The organism is Streptococcus sp. DD12 (genome assembly GCF_001578885.1).
Classification (GTDB): domain Bacteria; phylum Bacillota; class Bacilli; order Lactobacillales; family Streptococcaceae; genus Streptococcus.
This window is the reverse complement of the sequence record NZ_KQ969495.1, coordinates 560,830-586,825: the sequence shown is the minus strand read 5'-3', so window position 1 is coordinate 586,825 and position 25,996 is coordinate 560,830. Positions and strand designations below refer to the sequence as shown.

General features: G+C 47.3%; 11 protein-coding genes. 7 read left to right on the top strand and 4 right to left on the bottom strand.

Annotated features, from left to right (window positions below; genetic code table 11):
- Positions 1–65 precede the first annotated feature (65 nt).
- From STRDD12_RS02740 to recX, 4 genes are all read right to left on the bottom strand, one after another.
- Positions 66–854, bottom strand: a complete 789-nt coding sequence (locus STRDD12_RS02740; RefSeq protein ID WP_066914937.1) for a formate/nitrite transporter family protein — start codon at positions 852–854, stop codon at positions 66–68.
- 170 nt (positions 855–1,024) lie between these two features.
- A complete protein-coding gene (locus STRDD12_RS02735) occupies positions 1,025–1,339 on the bottom strand; it encodes a DUF960 domain-containing protein (protein ID WP_066914935.1) in 315 nt (104 codons plus the stop codon).
- Positions 1,340–1,566: 227 nt separating this feature from the next.
- Positions 1,567–2,100 carry a nucleoside tri-diphosphate phosphatase gene (ntdP, locus tag STRDD12_RS02730; protein WP_066914933.1) on the bottom strand — a complete coding sequence of 178 codons (534 nt, stop codon included), beginning with the start codon at positions 2,098–2,100 and terminating at the stop codon, positions 1,567–1,569.
- Between the two features lie 77 nt (positions 2,101–2,177).
- Entirely contained in the window at positions 2,178–2,957 is a 780-nt protein-coding gene (gene recX, locus STRDD12_RS02725; RefSeq protein WP_066914930.1) for a recombination regulator RecX, read from the bottom strand.
- A 302-nt stretch (positions 2,958–3,259) separates the two neighbouring features.
- Here recX and STRDD12_RS02715 point away from each other — a divergent pair, with 302 nt between their 5' ends.
- From STRDD12_RS02715 to manA, 7 genes are all read left to right on the top strand, one after another.
- Positions 3,260–4,444 carry an accessory Sec system protein translocase subunit SecY2 gene (locus STRDD12_RS02715; protein ID WP_156471435.1) on the top strand — a complete coding sequence of 395 codons (1,185 nt, stop codon included), beginning with the start codon at positions 3,260–3,262 and terminating at the stop codon, positions 4,442–4,444.
- Between the two features lie 8 nt (positions 4,445–4,452).
- Positions 4,453–6,030: an accessory Sec system protein Asp1 gene (gene asp1, locus STRDD12_RS02710; RefSeq protein WP_066914926.1), complete on the top strand. Its 1,578-nt coding sequence runs from the start codon at positions 4,453–4,455 to the stop codon at positions 6,028–6,030.
- Positions 6,031–7,620 carry an accessory Sec system protein Asp2 gene (gene asp2 / locus STRDD12_RS02705; protein ID WP_066914924.1) on the top strand — a complete coding sequence of 530 codons (1,590 nt, stop codon included), beginning with the start codon at positions 6,031–6,033 and terminating at the stop codon, positions 7,618–7,620.
- Positions 7,617–8,180 (top strand): accessory Sec system protein Asp3, encoded by a 564-nt coding sequence (gene asp3 / locus STRDD12_RS02700; protein ID WP_066914922.1) that lies wholly within the window; start codon positions 7,617–7,619, stop codon positions 8,178–8,180. The genes asp2 and asp3 overlap by 4 nt, the downstream gene beginning before the upstream one ends.
- Entirely contained in the window at positions 8,170–10,557 is a 2,388-nt protein-coding gene (secA2, locus tag STRDD12_RS02695; RefSeq protein WP_066914920.1) for an accessory Sec system translocase SecA2, read from the top strand. Before asp3 ends, secA2 begins: the two co-directional genes overlap by 11 nt.
- 529 nt (positions 10,558–11,086) lie before the next feature.
- On the top strand, positions 11,087–24,913 hold the full coding sequence (locus STRDD12_RS08405) for a Rib/alpha-like domain-containing protein (protein ID WP_066914918.1): 13,827 nt from the start codon (positions 11,087–11,089) through the stop codon (positions 24,911–24,913).
- A 130-nt stretch (positions 24,914–25,043) separates the two neighbouring features.
- Positions 25,044–25,985: a mannose-6-phosphate isomerase, class I gene (gene manA / locus STRDD12_RS02685; RefSeq protein ID WP_066914916.1), complete on the top strand. Its 942-nt coding sequence runs from the start codon at positions 25,044–25,046 to the stop codon at positions 25,983–25,985.
- The last annotated feature ends 11 nt before the right edge of the window (positions 25,986–25,996 follow it).

The following is a 25,996-nucleotide window of genomic DNA, read 5'->3' as shown; positions in this document are numbered from 1 at the left end:
AAGCTTTAAGCAAAAGGAAATCTCCTTGGTGTGACCAAGGAGATTTTTTTGATGGGAGTGCTGTCTTAATCTTTATAGGGGCTTTTGGTTTGATTGAGCCAAGCGTAAGTCAGACCGATAAAAAGGCCACCGCCAATCCAGTTTCCAATAAAGACGACAGCCCATTGTCGAAGGACATTGGTGAGGCTAAGTCCTTGAATGTTTTCCACCTGGCTGAAGGCAGCTAACATGAATGAAGCAAAGTTTGCAATCAAATGTTCATTGACCAAAAAGACAAACATGAAGATAGCCGATAAAATCAATGGGATTTTAGCGCTTTGTTCTTTGATGAAAATAAAGCAAAGAATGGCAATGTTGACAAAAATATTGGCTGTAACCCCTTCAATCAGGTTCTGCCAATCAGACTTGGCTAGCTTGGTCTGGACGGCATTGACCAAAAAACTGTGGTCGGTCAACTGGCTAAAAGAGAAGGATTGGTTAAAGAGATAGGCTAGTAGCGTGGCCCCGACAAAATTGAAAAAGGTACAATAGAGCAAAATGGTCACTGTCTTTTTCCAGGAAATGACCTTGTAGTAGCTACCGACAGTTAAAAACATCATGTTGGAAGTTGCCAGCTCGCTGTTTAAAAAGACAACGTAAAGTAGGCCGAAGGCGAAGATGAACGCAAAGATAAAACGTGACAGAGCTGGTGATAGTGGCGCAATGATATCCGCTGCAATTGCCCCGCATGCCGTACTGGCAGTCAGATAGCCCCCTGCCAGCATGGAGCGTAGGGCATAGCGTGTAAGGCTTTCGTCGAATAATTGTTCTTTTTTCTGACAAGCGGCAGTGACAGCCGTCTGGAATTGGGACATATGTTTTTCTAACTCCTTAGCTTTTTGTTTTATTTTATCATAGCTGGGTGAAATTGAAACCCTTTTCACAAGTTTTTTTTAGATTTTTCCGCTAAAGCCAATGATTTGCCCCAAAAAAGCCCCTGCTGGGTGAACGCAGGGGGAGGTAGGCGGCAAAGGCCTTTATAGGCTTACAATTTTAATTCGTAGGGGAGGATAAGTGTCTCATCGCCAGCTTCATCGACGATGAGTAGCCTGCTAGGAGCATAGGGGTCAAAGGGGTAATCGTAATCAAAAGCAATGGCAGTCTTGCGACATTGCTGTGAAATGAGGAGTGTGAGCTTGTCCTCGCGGTTTTGAAAGTCAACCCGTAGCTGGTCATCCAAAGGAAATACCCCCTTGAGGTAATTATCAAGGATATCCCAGATGGTGTCGATAATCTTTGGGTCTACGCTTGAGACAACGCCAAAACTGGCATAGCGGCCTTTGGAATGTGAAAATGCCATGTGGACCTCCTTTGAAAGGCGAAAGACAGGGATTGGTTAGTAAGGGCAAGGCTTAAAAGAAAACTGTCTGATAGGTCTTGCGGTTTTCTTTTGACCTCGGCAACTGTTTTGGTTGCGTTTGAGGCTAGCGACAGGCTCTTTTGTAGGGGAGGTTAAGCCTTGTCAGCAAACAAGAAAAAGAGCCTTAGACGGTGTCTCAGACTCTTAAGATTGCCGTGGAGACAACTTTACCGATTCTTTAGTTCAAGATAACGTTTGTACCAAATAGTGACATAGGCTTGGGAGAAAGGTCCCTTGCCTTGGTTAATCCAATCGACAAGAATTTTGACATTTTCCTTGAGAATATGGTCAATATCAGCCGAGTAATGCATGGCTTGCTTGTGGGCTTCATATTCGTCAACATCAAGCAGGCGTTTTTCCCCATCTGCAAAAACCTTGACATCCAAATCATAGTCAATGTATTTGAGCGCTTCACCATCTAGGACAAAAGGGCTAGCAAGGTTGCAGTAGTAGGAAACCCCATTGTCTCGAATCATGGCAATAATGTTGAACCAAAACTTTTTGTGAAAGTAGACAATGGCAGGCTCGCGGGTTACCCAACGCCGTCCATCATTTTCAGTCACCAAGGTATGGTCATTGACGCCGATAATGGAATTTTCAGTTGTTTTTAGTACCATAGTGTCTCGCCATGTACGGTGGAGACTCCCATCATGCTTGTAACTTTGAATTGTAATAAAGTCGCCCTCTTTTGGTAACTTCATGGGACTCCAACTTTCTACAATTAAGTTTATCACTCACTATCTTAGCATATTTGCTTAAAAAATTCAGCTAAAAAATGTCAGATATCGTATTCCCTTAGAGCCTGGTGAATGGCATCGAAAGTGAAGCCTTTACGGGCTAGGTGGTTGGTTAGTTTTTGTTTTAAGGCATAGCCTTCATTTTTTCGCGCATAGCGGTCAAAGACCTTATCGATTTCACGAAAGAGAAGGTCGGTTTCCTGGTCTGGGTCAGACGTCAGGGGGAGTTTTGCAAGGGCGGTTTGAATATCTCTTGCGGCATATCCCCTTTGGCTGAGTTGCTGGTAGAGTTTGGTCTCAAGCGCTTTTTGGGGAAGCTTTTTTTCGTACTTTTTGCAGAGTTTTTCTGCCGTTGCAAGACAAGCCTCTGTAAAATCTGTCTGGTCCAAGACCTCGGCGATTATGGCCTTTGCAATGCCTTTTTGCCCTAGTTTTTGTTTGAGATAAAAAGGTCCCTTGTCGCCACCAGTCGCCTGCTGGTGAACGATGTCTTTAGCCAACTGTCGGTCGTTGAGCCATTCTTCTTGGATTAGGCTAGCAATGACGGCTTGGCTAGTAGCTTGGTCGATGTCGTGTTGCATCAAGTAGTCTTGGACTTGTTTTTGACTTCGACGGGCGAAGGACAGGTGGTAGAGGGCCAAATTTTTACCGTAAGAAAACTGAGAAAATTGACGGATTTCAGCTAACTCACTCTCGGTCAGGCTTTTGCCTTTAGATAAAAAGAAGCGGACCAATGTGTCTTCGGTGATGTAGAGGGTCTCTGAACTGTCCAGCTCAAGGAGGTAGAGGCGCTTTTTCTTTTCGAGTTTGGTGATTTTCATACATTCATTATAGTACAAATGAGACGAAAAAACTGGTGAAAGCCGCAGTGAAAGGAGAAAGAAAAGCCTTTGTTTGCTTTCTTGCTGATGAGGGTTGAAGCTAGGATTGACAGCTGTCATTTTTCAGAAAAAGAGTCGGCGAAAGCTCTTCCTAATCCCTTATTTCATGCTATAATAAGAGGGATATATGACAAAATGATGACAAAAGAAGAGGTCGGAGAGACAAAGGTGTTAAACAGCTTACGAAAAAGTTGGCGCATGGCTTTGATTGCGCCTAAATTGGTTTGGATGATGGGGATTCTGTGGATTTACCTCTTAGGTCGCCTCTTGCCCTTACCTTTTTACTCGCCTCGCAAGGAGAGAGCGCTTTTCAAGGAAATACTGCCGTTTTAGCCAATGCCCTGGCTGTGACGGGAGCCCATATCGGGCCTTTGACACTTTTTAGCTTGGGTTTGGGGCCTTGGATGGTCAGTGTTGTTCTCTGGCGTTTTTTAACGGCTTTTGGCGCCTTTAAACAGCTCAGTCAGAGCCAAGCAGAAGCTTATCGTTTGTTTTTAAGCTTAATAGTGGCAAGCCTGCAAGCTATCGCTTCTTTACGAGGCTTAGTCTTATCTCCGACCTACAGTGTCTTTGGTTTATTCTTTATGCAGGGCCTTACGGTGGTGACCCTGGTAGCGGGTAGCTTTGTTCTGACCTGGTTGAGTAACCTCAATAGTCAAAAGGGTCTTGGTGGCATGACCGTTATCATCCTGGCCAATATGCTCTTGTCCTTGGGCGATAGCATCTGGCAGTATTTTGCCAATCAAAATTTAACCTTGTCCCAACTGGTCTTTCAGGTTGCCTTAGGCTTGCTGGGGTGTTTGTGCCTGATTTATGTCGCTGGAATTTTATATCGGGCAGAGTATCGCATACCGATTTTACGCATCGGTGTCAATACCCCTTACCATGAGGCCTCTTATCTGCCCATACGGGTGACACCGGCAGGTGCTATGCCATTTATGTATGGGATGACACTTATGCTTTTCCCACTCTTTGTCATCCAAGCCTTGGCGCAACTTTTTCCCTATAGTGGGCTATTGGATTATTTGGCCCGACACCTGTCTTTGACAGAATGGAGTGGGGTCTTGTGCTATATAGTCTTGCTCTATGTGCTGTCCTTAGGTTTTGCTTACTATAATTATGACGCCAATGATCTGGCCAAAACCTTACGTAAAAATGGGGATTACATCGCAAGTGTAGCGCCTGGCCTAGCCACGCGTCAATTTATTCAAAGCAAAGTAACCGCTCTGGCCCAATTTGGTGCCCTGGTGGTTTTAATGGTGGGTGGTGTCCCTTTACTCTATGGGGTTTTGCAGGGGAACGACCCGCAGACCATTTTGCTGAGCATTTTAATCGGTGATGTTTTTATGTTAGCGGGCTTTTTTCTTGATGTAATCGAGCAGGTGACGACCTTGCGCAATTGGCGACGTTACCATAATCCAATATAGGAGGAAACATGTATTATTTTGTGCCGGCTTGGTATGCGACAAATCGTCCTTGGTATGCAGCGTCCCAAGAATGGACCCGGGTCTATGAAGAGATTGCTTTTGATGATACGATAAATCAGGTACAACTCTTTGCAGAGGCGGGTGAAGCTGTCCGTCTGATTTTTTTGACCTACCAACCTCAATTACGTTATGAACTGCATGAAAAGGGCTTGCTTGGTCAGGTCTACTGGTCTTTTTTTGATGATATTCAAAATATTTCACGGACCCACACACGTCCGATTGATTTTACAGCCTTAGCTTGGCCCAAGGGGACAGAATTTCTCTATACGCCTTTTGCGGTTTTTGCCAAAAAAGATGGTGTCCTACTGGCGAAAATTGCTTTTGCTAGTAGTGGCAATTTGCTGGAAATCCAATGGCAAAAAGAGGGGCAACCTCAGTATACCTATCTGTTTGATGACAGAGGTTTTTTGTCTAGTATTTTGTATTATGATGGGGCTGGGCAGGCCTTGTATCAGGACTACCTCAATGAAAATGGCGTTTGGCAGGTCAGAGAACACCTTCAAGCGACAGAAGAGCCAGCGATTGAAATCAATTGGTTTTCCGACCATGTTTTCGCCAAAAAACACTATGCTGACTGGGGGGAATTGGTTCAAGAACGCCTAGCACTTTTGGCCAAACAAGTGCTCACAGATCAAGACACGCTTGTCTTAGCCAGTCATGCCCTTCACAATCAGATGTTACTAGACAGTTTTCCTCAGCAAAAACGTGTGCTGTCTTTCTTTGGCCAGCGCTATTCTTTAGAAAATAAGGAAGCTCTCGTGGAACTGGTCAAGCAGGTTGATTTGTTGGTGACAGAGTCTAAGGACCATGGCAAGCTCCTAGAGGAAGCGCTAAAGGAAGCCGGCAGTCCATCTAGGGGGCTTCTGGTCATTTCCCCTTTTGATAGCCGTTTGCGCTTAGGGCAAAGCCAGTCTATGCGTTTTCAAGATTTGTATTTTAGGGTTGATGGCCTCTCAACAAAAGAGGTCAAAGAGCATCTGATCGGCTTGTTTCCGCTTTTGGCCAAGCGAGAGGACCTGCTCTTGACCTTGGTGACTTATGAGCGTTGGAAATCCTTTGAGGATCTGAAAGCTTGGATGGAGTCCTATTTATTGGCGCATTTTGATCGTGAGGATTTCTTTATGGAAAGTTTGGCGCCAGGCGAAAACCCTGTGGATGAGCCCTCTTGGGAATTGTCACGCATGCGTTTTATCAACTTGGTTCGTACGGATCAGATTATCCAAGAATTGGATCAGGCGCGTCTGGTTATTGACTTGGCTCCTCAGCCAGACCTCTACACGCAGATTGCCAGCCTTAGTGCGGGTCTGCCACAGATTCATCAATCACCGACAGATTATGTCAGGCATAAGGAAAATGGCTGGCTGCTAAGTGAAGAGGGGACTCTGGAAGAAGCGGTTGCTTATTATGTCAATAGTCTTAGCCATTGGAATAAGGCTTTGGTGCATACGGTAGAGCGCATGGCTGAAAATAGTAGTGGGCGTTTGTTGGCGCAATGGCGCGAGCTTTTAGAAAGGAACTTGTCTTAGATGCAGATTTTACAAATTGGCAAGCTGGATTGGCGAAGTCAAGTCCAAGAGTGGCCAGACCATCTGGACTGGCAATTTGTCTTGCCTGACAAGGCTTCCATCACAGCTTACATCAGCCAAAAAGAAAAGGAATTGCTTGAAGCGACTCAAATAAGGTCAACAGAAAAAGAGGCGCTGAAACCTGAGAAACTTCACTTTGCAGCGATTATTTTAACCTCGCCTCTGGCAGAAGACCTCTTAGAACCGCTGTCAGATACGGTAGAAGCTTACGCCCTTTTGCAGGTGTCAGGCTTGGGACTAAAAGCGCAAAGCAAGACAGGCATTTTTCATCGCAAGGTCTTGACAGAATTACCGGCTTTTGCGACTCCCTCAGAGACTGTCGATTATTTATCACAGGTCATTTTTGATGGGCAATACGGGGAAACGCTTCCCATTCATCATGGGCAGGTCAATCCAGAATTAGCGGTCACGAGTAACTACCATGGCCATGTCGGTCTGGAAATTTCAGGAAAATTTTCAGACGACTACCAGCAATTGCTGACCTATACTTACAATCTGACCAATCCGGGGCACCCGATTGAACTTTGGCAACAATATGTCAAGACCAATGGTGACCTGCGGTTGCGCTTGGAAGTGACCCCTATCAATCAGATGGGGCTCTTGGAACTGGACCAGACCTTTTACTTCGATGAAGTGGCAATGCAAGCGCCTTGTTTCTTACCAAAACGCGACAAGGAGATTCTGAGTTATGCGGTATCCCTGTCCGTCAAGGGCTTTGGAACGGTCATTCTTGGGGACTTGCACTGGCGTTTTTCACACAAGGAACTTGGGACCTTGGTTTTGGGTGGCAAACGCATCCGTGACAAGCAAAGACAGGACCTCTTTTATTATTTCAACCCAGGAAATCTAAAGCCCCCTTTGTGTGTTTACTTTGCGGGTTACCGGCCTGCCGAGGGCTTTGAAGGCTTTGGGATGATGAAGGCCATGGGGCATCCCTTTTTATTGGTGGCGGACCCAAGGCTAGAAGGTGGCGCCTTTTATATTGGCAGTACGGAAATTGAGGCCAAATTGCAGGGTGTCATTCAAGAGGCTCTGGACTATTTGTCCTTTGACTACCATGATGTGATTTTGTCAGGGATTTCTATGGGGACTTATGGTGCCTTGTATTATGCGGCGCAGGTGCGTCCTTATGCCGTTGTTATCGCTAAACCCTTTACAGACTTAGGCGATACGGTGACAAATCTCAAACTCACCCGACCTGACGAGTTTGAAACCATCAGCGATGTTCTGGTCAATGTCAGTCAGGGGCGGCAGACGCTCAGTCCTGCCCAACTCAATCAGCGTTTTTGGGACAATTTTAGTCAGTCGGATTTTACTCGGACGACTTTTGCCATTGCCTACATGCAGCAAGATGACTATGACAGGCATGCGACCGAGCGTTTATTGGAACATTTGGCACAAAAACAGGTCCATATTTATACCAAGGGCTTTGAAGGGCGACACAATGACCAAAATGGCCCTATCATCCAGTGGTTTTTAAAACAATACCAAACCTTACTAGCAGATGGTTATGAAAGGAGGCAGCAATGACAGGGCAAAGAGTTATGTACATGACAGGTAAAGCGATTGCCCCTGCTATGGTCTATCTCTATGGAACGCAGTTAAAGCAAGAGGGAGACACCTTATCTTTGACAAATGCTTATATGGCCTCTGGTCGGACCTTACTCACCTTACAATCACAGACCAACTACCAAGCGCATCGGCGCGTGCCCCAGTTACCACTTTTGGTACCAGGCTATCGTTATCGATTAAAAAGAGAAATCACCAGTCAGCCGGAAGGGCGTTGCTTGGTCGGTTTAGATTTTTACAATCGTCAGGGGGATGTCATCGAGCGCTTGGTTCTCAGGCCCGACGAAGAAAGCTTTCTATGCCCAGAGGCTGCCTATACCTATGAATTGATTCTTACCAATGCGGGCTGTCATCAGCTAACCATCTCTAGCATCGAACTGATCGAAGAGAGTCAACAGACAGCCATCCCCTTGACCCTGCCTGTTGAAAAATATTATACCGAGGCGGAACGGCCGCAGGAGCTTGCTTTTGTCTCTAGCTTGCTCAAACAAGCACCAGGAGGCTCCCAGTATGGTCGTTAAATCCTCTTTTTCCCTATCTAACCGACTGGTTCTCAGGCGCTTGGGGCGCTATTTAAAAAAGATAAATGCCCTTTCTGATCAAATGGCTAGCCTATCTGACCAGGCTTTGTCTGGCTTGACCCAAGAATTTAAAGCCCGTTTAGCGCAAGGCGAGAGTCTAGACGCCCTGTTGCCAGAGGCTTTTGCGGCTATTCGTGAAGCAGATAAGCGTGTTTTAGGTAAGTTCCCTTATGATGTTCAGGTCCTGGGTGGTTTGGCCTTGCATTTTGGTTATATTGCGGAAATGAAAACCGGTGAAGGAAAAACCCTGACAGCCACACTGCCTCTTTATGTCAATGCTTTGACAGGCAAGGGGGCTATACTAGTGACGACAAACGATTATCTGGCAGAACGCGACCAAAAGGAGATGGCTCCCGTTTATGAATTTATGGGGCTGACGGTTGGTTTAGCCGTTTTTCCAGAAGCAGTGGACCCGACACCAGCCATGAAAAGAGCGACCTATGGGAGCGATATTGTTTATGGGACCAGTGCTGGTTTAGGTTTTGACTACCTGTCAGATAACTTAGCGGCAAGCAAGGATGAAAAATTTTTGCCTGATTTTCATTATGTGATCGTTGATGAAGCGGATGCTATTTTTTTGGACAATGCGCAAACGCCTCTGATTATCTCTGGGATGCCCCGTGTTCAGTCCAATCTTTATGATATTTGCCATCAGTTCGTGTTGACCTTGAAGGCTGACCAAGAATATCATTTTAATTCAGATGACAAGCTGGTTTATCTGACTGGGCTTGGCGTGGCTTACGCCCAGGATTATTTTGAGGTGGAGGATCTCTATGCCCCTGACTACTTTGAGTTAAATCGTCATATCAACCTGGCCTTGCGGGCTCAGCTTCTCTATCAGCGTGATGTGGATTATGTGGTTCAAGATGATAAGGTTGAATTGCTAGACAACCGTAGCGGTCGGGTCCTGGATGGCACGCGCCTGCAGTCAGGTATTCACCAGGCCCTAGAAACCAAGGAGGGGGTTAAAAAGACGGCAGACTCGCGCTCCATGGCTTCCGTTACCTACCAGAGCCTTTTTAATCTTTTTCCAAAATTAGCCGGGATGACAGGGACGGGGAAAATGGCAGAAGCCGAATTGCTCAAAACCTATGGTCTAGCAGTTGTCCAGATTCCCACCCATCGGCCCATCCAGCGCAAGGATTACCCTGATGCCATCTATACCACCCTGCCTGAAAAATTACAGGCCACCCTATCTTTTGTTCAGGATTGTCATGCTAAGGGGCAACCGATTTTGCTGATTTCGGGAACTGTTGAAATCGCTGAAATATATTCTCGCATGCTTTTACGGGAGGGAATCGCCCATAATGTTTTGACCGCTAAAAATGTTGCCAAAGAAGCTGAAATTATTGCGGAGGCTGGTCAATACCAAGCTGTCACGGTCGCAACCTCCATGGCTGGTCGGGGAACTGATATCAAACTCGGTCCAGGTGTTGCTGAACGAGGTGGTTTAGCGGTCATTGGGACCGAACGCATGGCCAATAGTCGGATTGATTGGCAACTGCGTGGTCGGGCTGGCCGTCAAGGCGACCCTGGCCTCAGCCAGTTTTTTGTGAGCTTGGAGGATGAACTCTTGGTCAAACATGGGGGCGCCTACCTGGCGCGTTACCTTGACAAGCATCGTGACCAGCAGAGTATAGAGGAGCCGAAGGCTTTGACGAGGCCCATCTTTCGTCGGCGCTTGGCCTTAGCACAAGTCAAAAGCGAAGACCAGGCCCGTCAGGCCAGAGAAGCGACCATTCGTTTTGACGAAAGCTTAAGGGTCCAAAGACTTAAGGTCTATCGCCTGCGTAACCAATTGATTGCGGGGACCATTGACCTTCGCCATCGCATTCCCCAGTTGGTCCAAGAAGAGGTAGAGCATTACCAAGACAAGCGGGGACCACTGACCTTGACGGCTCTGAACCGTTATATTTTGGAAAATTTTTCTTATCAACTCCGTCAATGGCCTGCCGACTTTGACCCAGAAGATGCCCGAGCAGTCCTGGCCTATCTCATGGACCTGTTTGAAGCAGAAATGAAAACCAAGGCGCGTGATTTAGGGGAAGCTAGCCGTTTGGAGGAATTTTATCGCTTGGCTGTTTTACGAGCGATTGACCACTGCTGGATTGCACAAGTCGATAGTCTGCAACAACTGAAAAACTTTGTGACCTCACGCAGTTTTGCGCAACGTGATGCGGTGATGGAATACTATCGCGAATCCTTCATGTCTTATGAAGAGATGAGTCAGGACATCCGCAGTCAGATTGTTCGCCATGTGATGCTGAGTCAAGTTGAAAAAACAGCAGAGGGAGACTTGTCCATTTACTTTGTTTAAGGGAGGCTCTATGACTAAAAAAAATGACTTGTTGGATCAAGATATTACAAAGCGCGTGGCGGAAGTGCGTTACCATAAACCCCAAAAGAAAAAGACCGCCCCTCTATTTTTTACCTGCTTTTGATAGCTATCATCACTGCTGGTGTGCTTTATTCACTTTTGCGGAGTCTTGGGTAGAAAAGTCGCAGGAGTGGCTTGAAAGCACGAAAACATAAAAGAACTCAGAAAGAGAGAGCCAGATGGACAATGGCTTGCTCTTTTGGGTTTCTTTTTTGTGTTTGAAACCTCTTGGCTGTTTCATAAGGCCTAGCTCTAGGGAAGCTAGGCACCTGTTTGGTCAATTTTCAGTCTTTTGTTTGCTGTTAGAACCTTGGATTTTTGCGACGTTACCAAGAACTTTTTCTTGGATGGGAATGTTTTCGTGACAATTGTGACAAAAATGAAAAAACCAAGTGATATAGCTAGGTAAGACGGGCTTTCTATGTTAAAATAGTAATGATTGTAAATAAACTGATACAGTGGGAGAACTATGCCAAAACGACAAGAAACCCTCCATGAAAATTCACGTCAAACGCGTGTGAAAATGCATAAATCCGGAAAACACTGGGTCCGGACATTAATGTCAAAAATAGGCTTGATTCGTTTGTGCGGTGGAGAAGTCACTGCACCGCTTGTGACGGATGATTTGGCGGACAAATCAGTGTCGACAGCGACTATTTTAAAAGGGGCTGCTGCTTTAGGGGCTTTAACAACAGGCGCCTTAGGGGCGCAAACAGTCCTTGCAGATGATGCGGTGATGGCCTCTGAACTGGCTCAGGATACTCTGGCCACGACAGATCAGGTGGACCTGACTTCAACCTGTGCCTTGCCGTCTGAGAGCCTTTTAGGTCAAGAAGTCACACAGGCGTCCGAGCAAGACAGCGTGGTTGCCTCAGAATCCCTTTTGGTTTCTGGGTCTCTTAGCCTATCGCAGTCTGAGTCCTTATCTGAGAGTTTGTCGAGCAGCCAGTCTGCATCGGCTTCTTTAGCTGTGTCTCAATCTGCTAGTGCGCAGAAAGAGAGCCAATCGGTCTCATTATCATTATCGCAGTCAAGCAGTCAAAGCAGGCAATCCGCTTCTAGTCAAGCGCCAGCATCTCCAAGGGCAGCAACGGCGGCTGACAGGGGGCAAGCTAGCAGTCAAGCCCAAGATAAGCAAGAGCTTGCAAAGTTGGACAGTTTGTCCAAGGAGATTCAATCTTATCTTGATTTGACCGCCGACCTGTCATCGGCTTTGGAAGCTCGCCAAAAAGCGCAAATAGCCCTTGAAACCATTCAGCTCTCCTTAGCGGGGCAAGGCTTAGATTTAGCTGCAGCTGTTCAAGTAGCGACTTCCGCTAGAAATTCCATCGTCAATGCCTACACACGGGCTAACTCAGGACGCCGTGATCCCTTAAATGGTCAGGCTATCTCATCAGGTAGTCGCCTCTATGCGAGCGGAACCTGGACAGGTGATGGGGGAATTGCCTATACCTTTGACTATCCCGTTAGTGAGGGGGGCACTGATGCCAAGCGGTCTTACCTGATTTCTGACAATAACAACAGTAGCATGCCAACGCTGGCCGATCAGGTCAATAGTGCAGTTAGTTATAAGGCGACACCAGTTTATGAGCATGGGACCTACGGTCGCGTGACCGCTATCCAGTGGACCATCACCTACAATAATAACGATAATGCCAAGACCAAGCGAAGCGCTAACGTTCCCCTTTGGTCACGCAATAAATACCGTGACTACGTGCAGATTCCGACCCAGCTGGATATGCCGACCAGCATCAATGGGACTGCGGCTTCCTCATGGACTAGTGGCAACACCCAAGGTTATATGACGGCTAATGGCGGTCAAAGTGGCAACCAAGGTGACCTTTTTAGGTCGCTTATGAACGGGAACAAGGACAGGTGGACCCGAGAAACCACTGCCTATGTTGAGGCGGCTTCAATCACGAACCAAACCAACCGTGTGATATATAGCACTCAACAAAACAATACCTATACCATGACCTTTACCACAGCAGTCAAAGCAGGCTTAACCAATGACGACTTGGTAGCCATGCAGGTTTTGGTAGGTATGGCCAATGCTACCCACGTTCCCGCTTTTGTGCACTATGACACCAATCCTGCCAATATCAAACTCTATCAGGCTCAAGCCAAATCCGATAATGTCTATGCCTTGCTCAATGAGAGTGGGACAGACCTTGCGACAGCGGCAAACTTTGTCGTTACAAAGACTGGCGAGGCCTTTCCGACAGGGACGACCATCAGTTTCGTGAACGGTGGCTTTGATGTGTCAAGTATTGGCAATAAAACGTTAACCATCAAAGTACAGGTGCCAGGTCAAAAAGACCAGCTGGTGACGATTTCCTATACGGTTTACTCCACTATGGAGGCTAATTCACCCGTTTATGATTTCGCAGGTCAAGCCCCAAGCAATGGGCAGACCCGTTCAGGTTATATCCATGCCAGTGGCAATCAAAATCTGCCTGAGGGCATGCATTATTATTGGTATGATGCGTCTGGCAATCTCATTGCTGAAAATTCTTCGACATCGCCAGTTCCAGCAGTCAACGTAGCTGGAAAGCATACCTACAAGATGAAGATGCAGTACCCTTATGACCGTTTTGGGGCTACTAGCAATGCCTTTTCTAAGGATATTGTCATCACGCAAGAGGTTTTTGCACCAGTCAAAACACAGGATTATGTCTACCTGCAAGGGGATAGTGGCCTTGTTTCGGCTCAGGAGGCTGTAAAAGATAGCTCAGGGCTTGGTTTCCCATCAGGTACAAGTTTTGAATGGGTGGATGGTGCACCATCGACAGCTACGGGTGGTCAATTCACCAAACAGGTTCGGATTACCTTACCGGCTGATGGCAAGGGAAATCGTCTGTCCACAACGGTTGATGTGCCTATTACTGTCTATCAGGTGGTGGCAAAGGCTTCTCAAGTCCAAACCTATGTGGGTGAGACTGCCAGTGACCTGACGGTTGCTAAAAACTTTGTCTTATTGTCTACAGGCGAGGCTCTACCGAGTGACGCAACGGCAACTTTTGTGACCGCCATTGATAATACGACCACCGGACAGCGAAATGCCATGGTTAAAGTCACTTTTGCGAATGGTCGCACGCAGACAGTCGCCATTCCATATAGTGTTGACCCTGCTATCAAAGGAAAATCCCCTATCTATGACTTCAAGGGTCAGGACTTGACCAATGGTTCAGCAACTGGTGTAGGTTTTTACAATTACATTGAAAAAATCGGAGATTCTTCCTACCCTGGCGGGATGGACTGGGTGGTCACGGCAAATGGTCAGCGAATTACTGACTATAGTCAGATTAATACCAATACTGCCGGTTATACGGACTACACGGTGACAGCCTATCTGCCAAAAGGCCGTTTTGGGCAGACGGATAGCGCCAGCCGTCTCAGTATGACCACCACTTTCAGGCATATTGTCTATGATATTGTGGCCAATGACGCCCCCGCAACTAGCCCGACGAAGACTTGGACGGTGACACAAGGGCAAAGCTTAGCCATTCACCCAGCCTCTGGGGTCAAGTACAACACAGGTTCCAATGCCATCAGTCCTGTCACAGCAGATACCTTTAGCTGGAAGGATGGCGATGCCCCATCGGCTGACAAGGCAGGGCGCTTTGTGAAAACCATTGTGGTCAAAACAGGTACCGATGGTGCCGGCCATGTGGCGACCAAGGAAGTTAATGTTGTCCTAACGGTAAATCTCCAAGCGCCAACCATCACGAGCGATTTGACTGGAAAGGCTGGTTTGAGCAATCAATCCGTCACAGTGACCGCTACACCAGGTGCGACCGTGACCTTGACGGGGCCTAGTGGCGCCACCATAGGGACTGCCGTGGCCGATAGCACAGGCCTTGCGACCGTTGTGGTCTCAGCCAGTTTACCAGGTGGTACCATTAGCGCTAGCAGTAGTCAAGTGGTGCCGACTGAGACAGGTGGAACAACGACCTTTACGTCAACAGGTAACACCAAACTGGCGACTTACCAAACGGTTACAGCGCGGGCTCAAAAAATTTATGCCTTAGCAGGGGATACTGCTAGTGACTTGGCGGTGGCAAGCAACTTTGTTCGCTTTGCTGACGGAAGTGCCTTGCCAAGTAGCGCTCAAGTGACCTTTGTGTCAAAAATCGATACGGCAAGTACTGTCAGCCAAGGCACGGCTCAAGTCAAGGTTGTTTTTGATAATGGCAACCAACAGTTGCTGGCTATTCCTTATACCATTTTGCCAAATTTGGTTACGGGTTATAGCAGTACGGCCGAGTTCAATGACTTTGTCGGAACGACATCGGTCAACGGCACAGATTTATCAGGTTATGCTCGACCATATGGTGGGGATGTTTCCGCCTTTAGTCAGGCAACTGTTCTTTGGACAAATCATACGACCAACCAAACGTCTAGTGCCTTTCCATTGTCAACGCAAGCACCAGCTGGTGGCAATTACACGGTCACAGCCATTTATCCGTATGGACGCTATGGTGAGACGACGACGGCATCTGAAAAGTTGTCCACTTCCGTAAGTTTTAACTACAATGTTTTTGAAGCGACATTCCGTCAAAATTACACCTTTGCGCAAGGTGACACTTCTGACACGACCTACACAGCTCTACAAGCCAATGCAAAAGCAGCCTTAGACAGTCTAGCTGGAGGGATACCAAATTACCAATCTAGCCTAAGCTATGCTTGGACAAAAGCCATTGATATCACTAAAGTAGGCGCCTACACGGCACAAGTCACCGTTACGGCTTATGACGAAAACAATATGACCATCATAGCCACTAAAACCTATGATGTGACTTATACGGTTAATGTCCAGACTCCTCAGATTGTCACTGATTTGACCGGTAAAGCAGGCTTACTCAATCAAACTATCGCACTGACTGGAACACCTGGTGCTCAGGTGACGCTGACAGATAAGGCAGGAAATACGGTAGGAAGTGCTACTTTCGACACTAGTGGCAAAGCTAATATTGTGCTAAGCACGGCTTTGCCGGCAGGCAATATAACAGCTGTGGCTTCGATGGAAGGACTAGATGGCTCGGGAGGTCAAAAGACCTTCACCAGCCAAAGCAGTAGCAAATTAGCCACTTATGGAACAGCTGTTACCAAGGCGCCGATGATTTATGCCATTTTTGGGACACAAACAAACTTTGGTGATTTAAGTGATCCACGTAACTTTGTGACCCTGTCAGACGGCACGGCCATACCTAGCGATGCGACAGTAGTCTGGGCTACGGCTATCAACACTCGCAATTCGGCAACGAATCCAACAGCCTCAGCCAAAATTACCTTCTCAGACGGCAGTGTTCAGACAGTAACTGTCCCTTACACTCTCTTGCCGTTTTTGGATACGAATTTCCCAGGAGGCGCCATCGCTAATGAAATTAAAGGGCAAGCCATTGTCAATGGAACAAGCTACCGGAGCTATGCAACGCCTACCGGAGGCTCTAATCCTCTGCAAGTAGCCAACACAGCTAGTGTGACCTGGACCTTACGAAACACCAACCAGACCTACACAGCTCTAACGAATGACAATGCAGGGACCAACAACTGGCTGGTCACTTTAACCTATCCACAAGGGCGTTATGGTGAAACAACTGATGCCAGCCAAAGATTGAGTACCAGTTCCGTCTTTCGACAAGATGTCTTTGATTTTAATGGAGCCGGCCCTTATAACTTCACCCAAGGAGATGTGACTGATGCCACCTATCTTAGCCTCAAAAACGCAGCTAAGAATGCCCTTCTTGACCCAACGGGTGGAATAACAGGCAATAACAGTCAGATAAGCTATGACTGGAAAAAATCAATTGATTTGAGTCAGCCAGGTGTTTATACGGCTCTTGTTACCGTTACTGTTGAAGATGTTGACTTTTTCGGTATTCCTGCTTCCAAAGATGTTTCTGTGACCTACACAGTCGGTCTAAAAGAAGCAGAAATCACAACGGATTTGACTGGAAAAGCAGGGCTCAGCAATCAGTCTGTTCAAGTGACAGCTAGCCCAGGAGCTACAGTAACTCTGACCGGACCAGATAATGCAGTCATTGGTAGAGCTGTTGCCAATGCTAGTGGGCTTGCGACAGTAGTGGTAACTGGACTAATGCCACTGGGAACCATCAAAGCTAGCACAAGTATGACGGGTCCTGATGGCAATGGCGGGCAGCAAGTCTTTACCGCTAGTGGTAATAGCAAAGAGGCTACCTATGGGCAGTTACAAGCAAAAGTACCAACGATTTACACTTATGTTGGTGAAACCGCTAGTGATTTAGAAGAAGCACGAAACTTTGTCACGATGCCAGATGGCTCTGCCTTGCCAAGTGACGCGACGGTTGTCTTTACCAGTGCTATTGATACAAGTTCTGCAGGTGATAAGACAGCAACAGTTCAAGTGACTTTGGCCAATGGCGCAGTCCAGACAGTTAGCCTTCCTTATCATGTATCTGTTGGTATCCAAGGGAAATCACCGATTTATGATTTCAAAGGACAGCCGCTAACCAACGGTTCTGGGGCAGGTGCGGGCTTGCTAAATTATGTCACTCTCCAAGGCGGTTCGCAGGCTATAGATACTGGCACAAGTTGGACCGTCACCGGCAATGGTGTGACTGCTAGCGACTTAGTCGCCCTCTCAACTGCGACTGCAGGAAGCCAGACCTACACCCTAACCGCAACCCTACCTAAGGGGCGGTACGGGGAAACAGATCTGTCTAAACGCTTGGTGCAAACAACCAGCCTAACGCATATTGTTTATGATTTGGAGTATAACCTAACTCCTTTACCGCTCAATACTTGGACTTTGACACAAGGCAGTGGAACGATTATCCAAGCAGTATCCGGTGTCAAATATACGAGTGATTCGCCAGTTATTCCTTATGTCGCCAATGAAACCTACACATGGAAAAACGGGGATGCCCCATCAACAGATAAGCCAGGTATTTTCAAAAAGACCATTGTGATTACAACGGCTATTGATGGTGCTGGTCACCGGGCGACGAAAGAGGTCGAAGCAACGGTAACAGTTGTCCTGCAAGATGCTACGATTACCAGTTCACTGACTGGAAAGGCTGGTTTGAGCAATCAATCCGTCACAGTGACCGCTACACCAGGGGCGACCGTGACCTTGACGGGGCCTAGTGGCGACACCATAGGGACTGCCGTTGCCGATAGCACAGGTCTCGCGACCGTCGTGGTCGGTGACCGCCTGCCAATCGGGAAAATCTCAGCGTCGAGCAGCATGCAGGTTCCAGACGGTAATGGGGGAACAACGACCTTTACCTCTAAAGGAAATAGTGTCGAGGCCACTCTGGGGACACTTGCTGTCAAATATACCAGTATCAATCTGATAAAAGGTGAGACTGCATCAGATTTAACGGATCCTCGGACGCTCATCACTATGGCAGATGGTTCATCTATTCCAGACGATGCCACTGTTACCTATACGACGGGATTTGATAGCTCGACAGTCGGAGAAAAGACCATCGGCATACAAGTGGTCTTTCCAGGTTCTTCGACGCCTCTGTCAGTGACTACCAGCTACCGTGTTTGGCCAGCTCTTTTGGCTAAGTCAAATGTCTTTAATGATATTAAAAATACCTCCCTATCAAATGGTCTTAATATCCATAATTACTTTACAAATGATGGGGGGACATGGGAAAATCTAGCCGCTTATCCTTCCCTTTGGACCAACCAGGAGACAGGTGTTAGCACGACAACTTTCCCATTGTCTACGACAGAACAAGGTCAACAGGTTTGGACATTGACCTACCGTATGACATTTGGACGCTTTGGTGCGACAACAGACACCAGTCAACAACTCAAAACGAGTGCTCAAATCACCCATAATGTCTATGATTTCCAAGCAAAATCAGGCTTAACCTTTGAGCAAAAGAATCCAGATGCGCTATTTAATGCATTGGTTAACCAAGCACAAAATGGTTTAGTGGATCAGACGGGTGGTGTTTCTGCTTCGACGAACACGATTCGCTACACTTGGGTAAATGGTGCCCCAAATCTGGATACCGTTGGCACATTTACAGCTGTGATTCGCATCAGTATCACAGATCCTACTACCAATCAGACGGTCACTCAGGACGTTGAAATGACCTACACTGTGACGCCAAATAGTTTAAGCGTGTCTATCAGTCAGTCTCAATCGCTGTCAGCCGTGGTTTCCCAATCCTTATCAACGAGTCTTTCTCAGAGCGAGTCAGTGTCAGTGGTTGTATCTGAGTCCCTTTCGGAATCGGTATCTGCGAGTGAAAGCTTGAGTACGTCTGTCTCCGAGTCCGAATCCCTTTCAACTTCGGTCAGTCAATCTGAGTCTACATCCGCGTCAGTATCGGCAAGTGAGAGCCTCAGCACCAGTCTCTCTACAAGTGAAAGCATGAGTACGAGTCTGTCAACGAGTGAGAGTTTGAGTTCTAGCCTTTCTACCAGCGAGAGCTTAAGTACTAGTCTTTCTACAAGCGAAAGTCTGAGCACTAGCCTTTCTATGAGTGAGAGCTTGAGTACCAGTCTTTCTACCAGCGAGAGTCTGAGCACTAGCCTTTCCACCAGCGAGAGCTTGAGCACGAGTCTTTCTACTAGTGAAAGTTTAAGTACCAGCCTTTCTACAAGTGAGAGCCTGAGCACTAGCTTGTCTACCAGCGAAAGCTTGAGTACGAGCTTGTCTACTAGCGAGAGCCTTAGCACCAGCCTGTCTACAAGTGAAAGCTTAAGCATTAGCTTGTCCACCAGCGAGAGCTTGAGTACTAGCTTGTCAACTAGCGAGAGCCTGAGTACCAGCCTTTCCACCAGCGAAAGCTTAAGTACCAGTCTTTCTACTAGCGAAAGCCTGAGCACAAGTTTCTCTACTAGTGAAAGTTTAAGTACCAGCCTTTCTACTAGTGAGAGCTTGAGTACGAGTTTCTCAACTAGTGAAAGTTTAAGCACCAGTCTGTCTACAAGTGAAAGCCTCAGTACCAGTCTTTCCACCAGCGAGAGTCTCAGCACGAGTCTCTCCATGAGCGAGAGCCTGAGCACGAGCTTGTCCACCAGTGAAAGCTTAAGTACTAGCCTTTCTATGAGCGAAAGCTTGAGCACTAGCTTATCTACCAGTGAAAGTCTCAGTACCAGCCTTTCTACCAGCGAGAGTCTGAGCACTAGTCTTTCCACTAGCGAGAGTCTGAGCACTAGCTTGTCAACTAGCGAAAGTTTGAGTACCAGCCTTTCCATGAGCGAAAGCTTAAGTACTAGTCTTTCAACTAGTGAAAGCCTGAGCAGCAGCCTATCAACCAGTGAGAGTTTGAGCACGAGCCTTTCTACTAGCGAGAGCTTAAGTACCAGTCTCTCCACCAGTGAAAGCTTAAGCACGAGCTTGTCTATGAGTGAAAGCCTGAGCAGCAGCCTATCAACCAGTGAGAGTTTGAGCACGAGCCTTTCTACTAGCGAGAGTCTGAGCACCAGTTTCTCAACTAGCGAAAGCCTCAGTACCAGCCTTTCTATGAGCGAGAGTCTCAGTACCAGTTTCTCTATGAGCGAGAGTCTCAGTACCAGTTTCTCTATGAGCGAGAGCTTAAGTACCAGTCTCTCTACTAGTGAAAGTCTGAGCACTAGCCTTTCTACTAGTGAGAGTCTAAGTACGAGTCTTTCTATGAGCGAGAGTCTGAGCACGAGCTTATCTATGAGCGAGAGTCTGAGCACAAGTTTCTCTACTAGCGAAAGCCTGAGCACTAGCTTGTCTACTAGCGAGAGTCTAAGCACCAGCCTCTCTACTAGCGAGAGCCTGAGCACGAGCTTATCTACTAGTGAAAGTTTGAGTACCAGCCTATCAACTAGCGAAAGCCTGAGCACGAGCTTGTCTATGAGCGAAAGCCTGAGCACGAGCTTATCTACAAGTGAAAGTCTAAGTACTAGCTTGTCTACTAGCGAGAGCCTGAGCACCAGTCTTTCCACGAGCGAAAGCCTCAGTACCAGTCTTTCCATGAGTGAGAGCTTGAGCACCAGCTTGTCCATGAGCGAAAGTCTCAGCACGAGCTTGTCAACCAGCGAAAGCTTAAGCACCAGCTTGTCCACAAGTGAAAGCCTGAGCACCAGCCTTTCTACAAGTGAGAGCTTGAGCACGAGTTTCTCTACGAGCGAGAGTCTGAGTACCAGCTTATCTACCAGTGAAAGCCTGAGCACCAGTCTTTCTACCAGCGAGAGTCTGAGCACTAGCTTGTCTACTAGCGAGAGTCTAAGCACCAGCCTTTCAATGAGTGAAAGTTTGAGCACGAGCCTCTCCACGAGCGAAAGCCTCAGTACTAGTCTTTCTACTAGTGAGAGCTTGAGTACCAGCTTGTCCATGAGCGAGAGCCTCAGCACCAGCTTTTCCACCAGTGAAAGCTTAAGCACTAGCTTGTCTACTAGTGAGAGTCTAAGCACCAGCCTTTCAATGAGTGAAAGTTTGAGCACCAGCCTTTCTACAAGTGAGAGCTTGAGCACGAGTTTCTCTACGAGCGAGAGTCTGAGTACAAGTCTTTCCATGAGTGAAAGCCTAAGCACTAGCCTCTCAACCAGCGAAAGCTTGAGCACGAGCTTGTCTATGAGCGAGAGTCTGAGCACTAGCTTGTCTACTAGTGAGAGTCTAAGCACCAGCCTTTCAATGAGTGAAAGTTTGAGCACCAGCCTTTCTACAAGTGAGAGCTTGAGCACGAGCCTCTCCACGAGCGAAAGCCTCAGTACTAGTCTGTCCACTAGTGAGAGTCTGAGTACCAGCCTTTCCACCAGCGAGAGTCTGAGCACTAGCTTGTCCATGAGCGAAAGTCTAAGCACTAGCCTCTCAACGAGTGAAAGCTTGAGTACGAGTCTCTCTACTAGCGAAAGTCTCAGCACCAGCTTGTCAACTAGCGAAAGCTTGAGTACAAGCTTGTCTACTAGTGAAAGTTTAAGCACGAGCTTGTCTATGAGCGAAAGTCTCAGCACTAGTCTTTCCATGAGCGAAAGCTTGAGTACCAGCTTGTCAACTAGCGAGAGTCTCAGTACCAGTCTTTCCTTGAGCGAGAGTCTGAGTACGAGTCTTTCTATGAGCGAGAGTCTGAGTACGAGTCTTTCTATGAGCGAGAGTCTGAGTACGAGTCTTTCTATGAGCGAAAGTCTGAGCACGAGCTTGTCCATGAGCGAAAGCCTGAGCACGAGCCTTTCTACTAGTGAAAGCTTGAGTACTAGCTTGTCAACCAGCGAAAGTCTAAGTACTAGTCTTTCCACTAGTGAAAGCCTGAGCACTAGCCTCTCCACTAGTGAGAGCCTGAGCACGAGCTTGTCTACTAGCGAAAGCTTAAGTACCAGTCTTTCAACGAGTGAAAGCTTGAGCACGAGTCTTTCTATGAGCGAGAGTCTAAGCACTAGCCTCTCTACCAGCGAAAGCCAGAGCACCAGCTTGTCTACTAGCGAGAGTCTGAGCACAAGTTTCTCTACTAGCGAAAGCCTAAGTACGAGCCTTTCCACTAGTGAAAGCCTGAGCACTAGCCTCTCTACCAGCGAGAGCTTAAGTACCAGCTTGTCTACAAGTGAAAGCCTCAGCACCAGTCTCTCCACCAGTGAAAGCCTGAGCACGAGCTTATCTACTAGCGAGAGTTTGAGTACCAGCCTTTCTACCAGCGAGAGCTTGAGCACGAGTCTTTCTATGAGCGAGAGTCTAAGCACTAGCCTCTCTACCAGCGAAAGCCAGAGCACCAGCTTGTCTACTAGCGAGAGTCTGAGCACAAGTTTCTCTACTAGCGAAAGCCTAAGTACGAGTCTTTCAACGAGTGAAAGCCTGAGCACTAGCTTGTCTACTAGCGAGAGTCTAAGCACCAGCCTTTCTATGAGCGAAAGCTTGAGCACAAGTTTGTCTACTAGCGAAAGCCTTAGCACCAGCCTTTCTACCAGTGAAAGTCTGAGCACTAGCCTTTCTATGAGCGAGAGTCTGAGCACCAGCCTTTCCATGAGTGAAAGTCTCAGCACCAGCCTCTCTACTAGCGAAAGTTTGAGTACTAGTCTTTCAACGAGTGAAAGCTTGAGTACTAGCTTGTCAAACAGCGAAAGTTTGAGTACCAGCCTCTCCACCAGTGAAAGCTTAAGTACTAGCCTTTCTACTAGTGAAAGTCTCAGCACCAGTCTTTCAACGAGTGAAAGTCTAAGTACTAGCTTGTCAACCAGCGAAAGCCTTAGCACCAGCTTGTCTACCAGTGAAAGTTTAAGCACGAGCTTATCTACCAGTGAAAGTCTCAGTACCAGTCTTTCCACCAGCGAGAGCTTAAGTACCAGCTTATCTATGAGCGAAAGTCTGAGCACCAGTCTTTCCACCAGTGAAAGTCTGAGCACGAGTCTTTCAACGAGTGAAAGCTTGAGTACCAGCTTGTCTACCAGCGAGAGCTTAAGTACCAGCTTGTCTACCAGTGAGAGCCTAAGCACCAGCCTTTCCATGAGCGAAAGCCTGAGCACCAGTCTTTCTATGAGCGAAAGCCTGAGTACCAGTCTGTCCACTAGTGAGAGTCTGAGTACCAGCCTTTCAACCAGCGAGAGTCTGAGCACTAGCCTTTCAACCAGCGAGAGTCTGAGCACTAGCCTTTCAACCAGCGAGAGCTTAAGTACAAGCCTTTCTACTAGCGAGAGTCTCAGCACCAGTCTATCTACCAGTGAAAGTCTCAGCACCAGCTTGTCCACCAGCGAAAGCCTCAGTACTAGCCTTTCTATGAGTGAGAGTCTGAGCACGAGCTTGTCTATGAGCGAAAGCCTAAGTACGAGCTTGTCCACCAGCGAGAGTTTTAGTACAAGCCTGTCTACCAGCGAAAGCCTAAGCACCAGCCTTTCTACCAGCGAAAGCTTGAGTACCAGCTTGTCTACTAGCGAAAGCCTGAGCACTAGCTTGTCTATGAGCGAAAGTTTGAGTACTAGTCTGTCAACGAGTGAGAGTCTGAGCACGAGCTTGTCTATGAGCGAAAGTTTGAGCACAAGTTTCTCCACCAGCGAAAGCTTAAGTACCAGCCTTTCCATGAGTGAAAGCCTGAGCACTAGCTTGTCCACCAGCGAAAGCTTAAGTACTAGCTTGTCCACCAGCGAGAGCCTGAGCACCAGCTTGTCCATGAGTGAAAGTCTGAGCACCAGCCTCTCTACTAGTGAAAGTTTAAGTACCAGCCTGTCTACAAGCGAAAGCTTAAGTACCAGTCTTTCCACTAGTGAAAGCATCAGCACTAGCTTGTCAACTAGCGAGAGCCTTAGCACCAGTCTTTCCACTAGCGAAAGTTTGAGTACGAGTCTCTCCACTAGCGAAAGCCTGAGCACCAGCCTCTCTACTAGCGAGAGTCTAAGCACTAGCCTTTCTATGAGCGAGAGTCTGAGCACCAGCTTGTCAACTAGCGAAAGCTTAAGTACTAGCCTTTCTATGAGTGAGAGTCTAAGCACTAGCCTCTCTACTAGCGAAAGCTTGAGTACAAGCTTGTCTACTAGTGAAAGTTTAAGCACGAGCTTGTCTATGAGCGAAAGTCTCAGCACTAGTCTTTCCATGAGCGAAAGCTTGAGTACCAGCTTGTCAACTAGCGAAAGCTTAAGTACTAGCCTTTCTATGAGTGAGAGTCTGAGCACAAGTTTCTCTACTAGTGAAAGCTTAAGTACTAGCCTTTCTACCAGCGAAAGTCTAAGTACGAGTCTCTCTACTAGCGAAAGTCTCAGTACCAGCTTGTCCATGAGTGAAAGCTTGAGTACCAGCCTTTCTACCAGTGAAAGCTTAAGTACGAGTCTTTCCATGAGTGAGAGCTTGAGCACGAGCTTGTCTACTAGCGAAAGTTTGAGTACCAGCCTGTCCACCAGTGAAAGCCTGAGCACCAGCCTTTCTACAAGTGAGAGCTTGAGTACAAGCCTATCTACTAGCGAAAGTTTGAGTGCGAGCCTTTCTATGAGTGAAAGTTTGAGTACGAGTCTTTCCATGAGCGAGAGTCTCAGCACCAGCCTCTCCACCAGCGAAAGCTTGAGTACGAGCTTGTCTATGAGTGAAACACTTGCTTCTTCTCAAGGGGCACCGAGTCTAGTGGGCTATTCGCCTGCATTAGGACAAGCTGCGCTGTCACAGGAAATGGGAGCGTCAGTTAGCCTCTCGCTTAGTCTGTCAGATCGCTTTTACCTGAGTACCAGTCTGCAGACCGGCTTTAGCCTGTCGCTGTCTTACACGGACAGTACTAGCATGAGTGGGGACTACGTTTATGTGGACGACATTCCAACTTATATCGTAGGTGGAGCGGTAGCAGCCACAGCCCTGGCCCTAGCTAAACGCCGTAAGACAGAAGATGACCAGTCAGAAGACTAATCTTTCTGTTCAGCTTTAAAAGAATCTCCAAAAATGGAGATTCTTTTTTTGCCTTGTCAAATGAATCTAGACAAGCTTTTGCCTTTAGACTATAATAAGAAGAAAGCGGTTTATTTTTAAAGGAGTTATCATGTCAGAACCATTATTTTTAGAGTCTCAAATGCATGAAAAAATTTGGGGGGGACGCCAGTTGCAGGAAGTCTTTGACTATCCGATCCCTAGTGACCATGTTGGGGAATACTGGGCTATTTCGGCACACCCCAATGGGGTTTCTCGGGTTAAAAATGGACGTTTTGCAGGCCAAAAACTTGATCAACTCTACGCCCAAGAACGTCAATTGTTTGGGAACCGCAAAGAGCCGGTCTTTCCTTTGTTAACCAAAATTTTAGATGCTAATGATTGGCTCAGTGTGCAGGTCCACCCAGATGATAGCTACGCCTTAGCGCATGAAGGCGAACTTGGCAAGACAGAGTGTTGGTATATTATCGATGCGAAACCTGGTGCAGAAATTATTTATGGCCACAATGCTCGCTCCAAAGAAGAACTGCGTCAGAAGATTGAGGCTAAGGACTGGGACAAGTTACTGACCAAGGTGCCTGTTAAAGCTGGGGATTTCTTTTATGTCCCTAGTGGCACCATGCACGCCATCGGAGCAGGTATCTTAGTTCTTGAAACGCAACAATCCAGTGACACGACCTATCGTGTTTATGACTTTGACCGCAAAGATAAGGAAGGGCACTTGCGTGAATTGCATTTGGACAAATCAATCGATGTGCTAACCATCGGTCAACCTGCCAATAGCCGCCCGGTTAGTTTGCAGATGGACAACTTGAAAAGTACCCTCTTGGTGGCCAACGCTTTTTTTGCCGTTTATAAATGGCAAATCTCAGGTCCAGTAACCTTTACAAAGACAGCTGATTACAGTCTGGTGAGTGTTTTGGCGGGCCAAGGCAAACTTCTTGTTGCTAATCAAGAATACCCTCTAAAAAAAGGCGACCATTTTATCTTACCAAGCGATGTCAAAGACTGGTCTTTTGATGGCGAACTCGAACTCATTGTCAGTCACCCCTAAACGAAGAATTC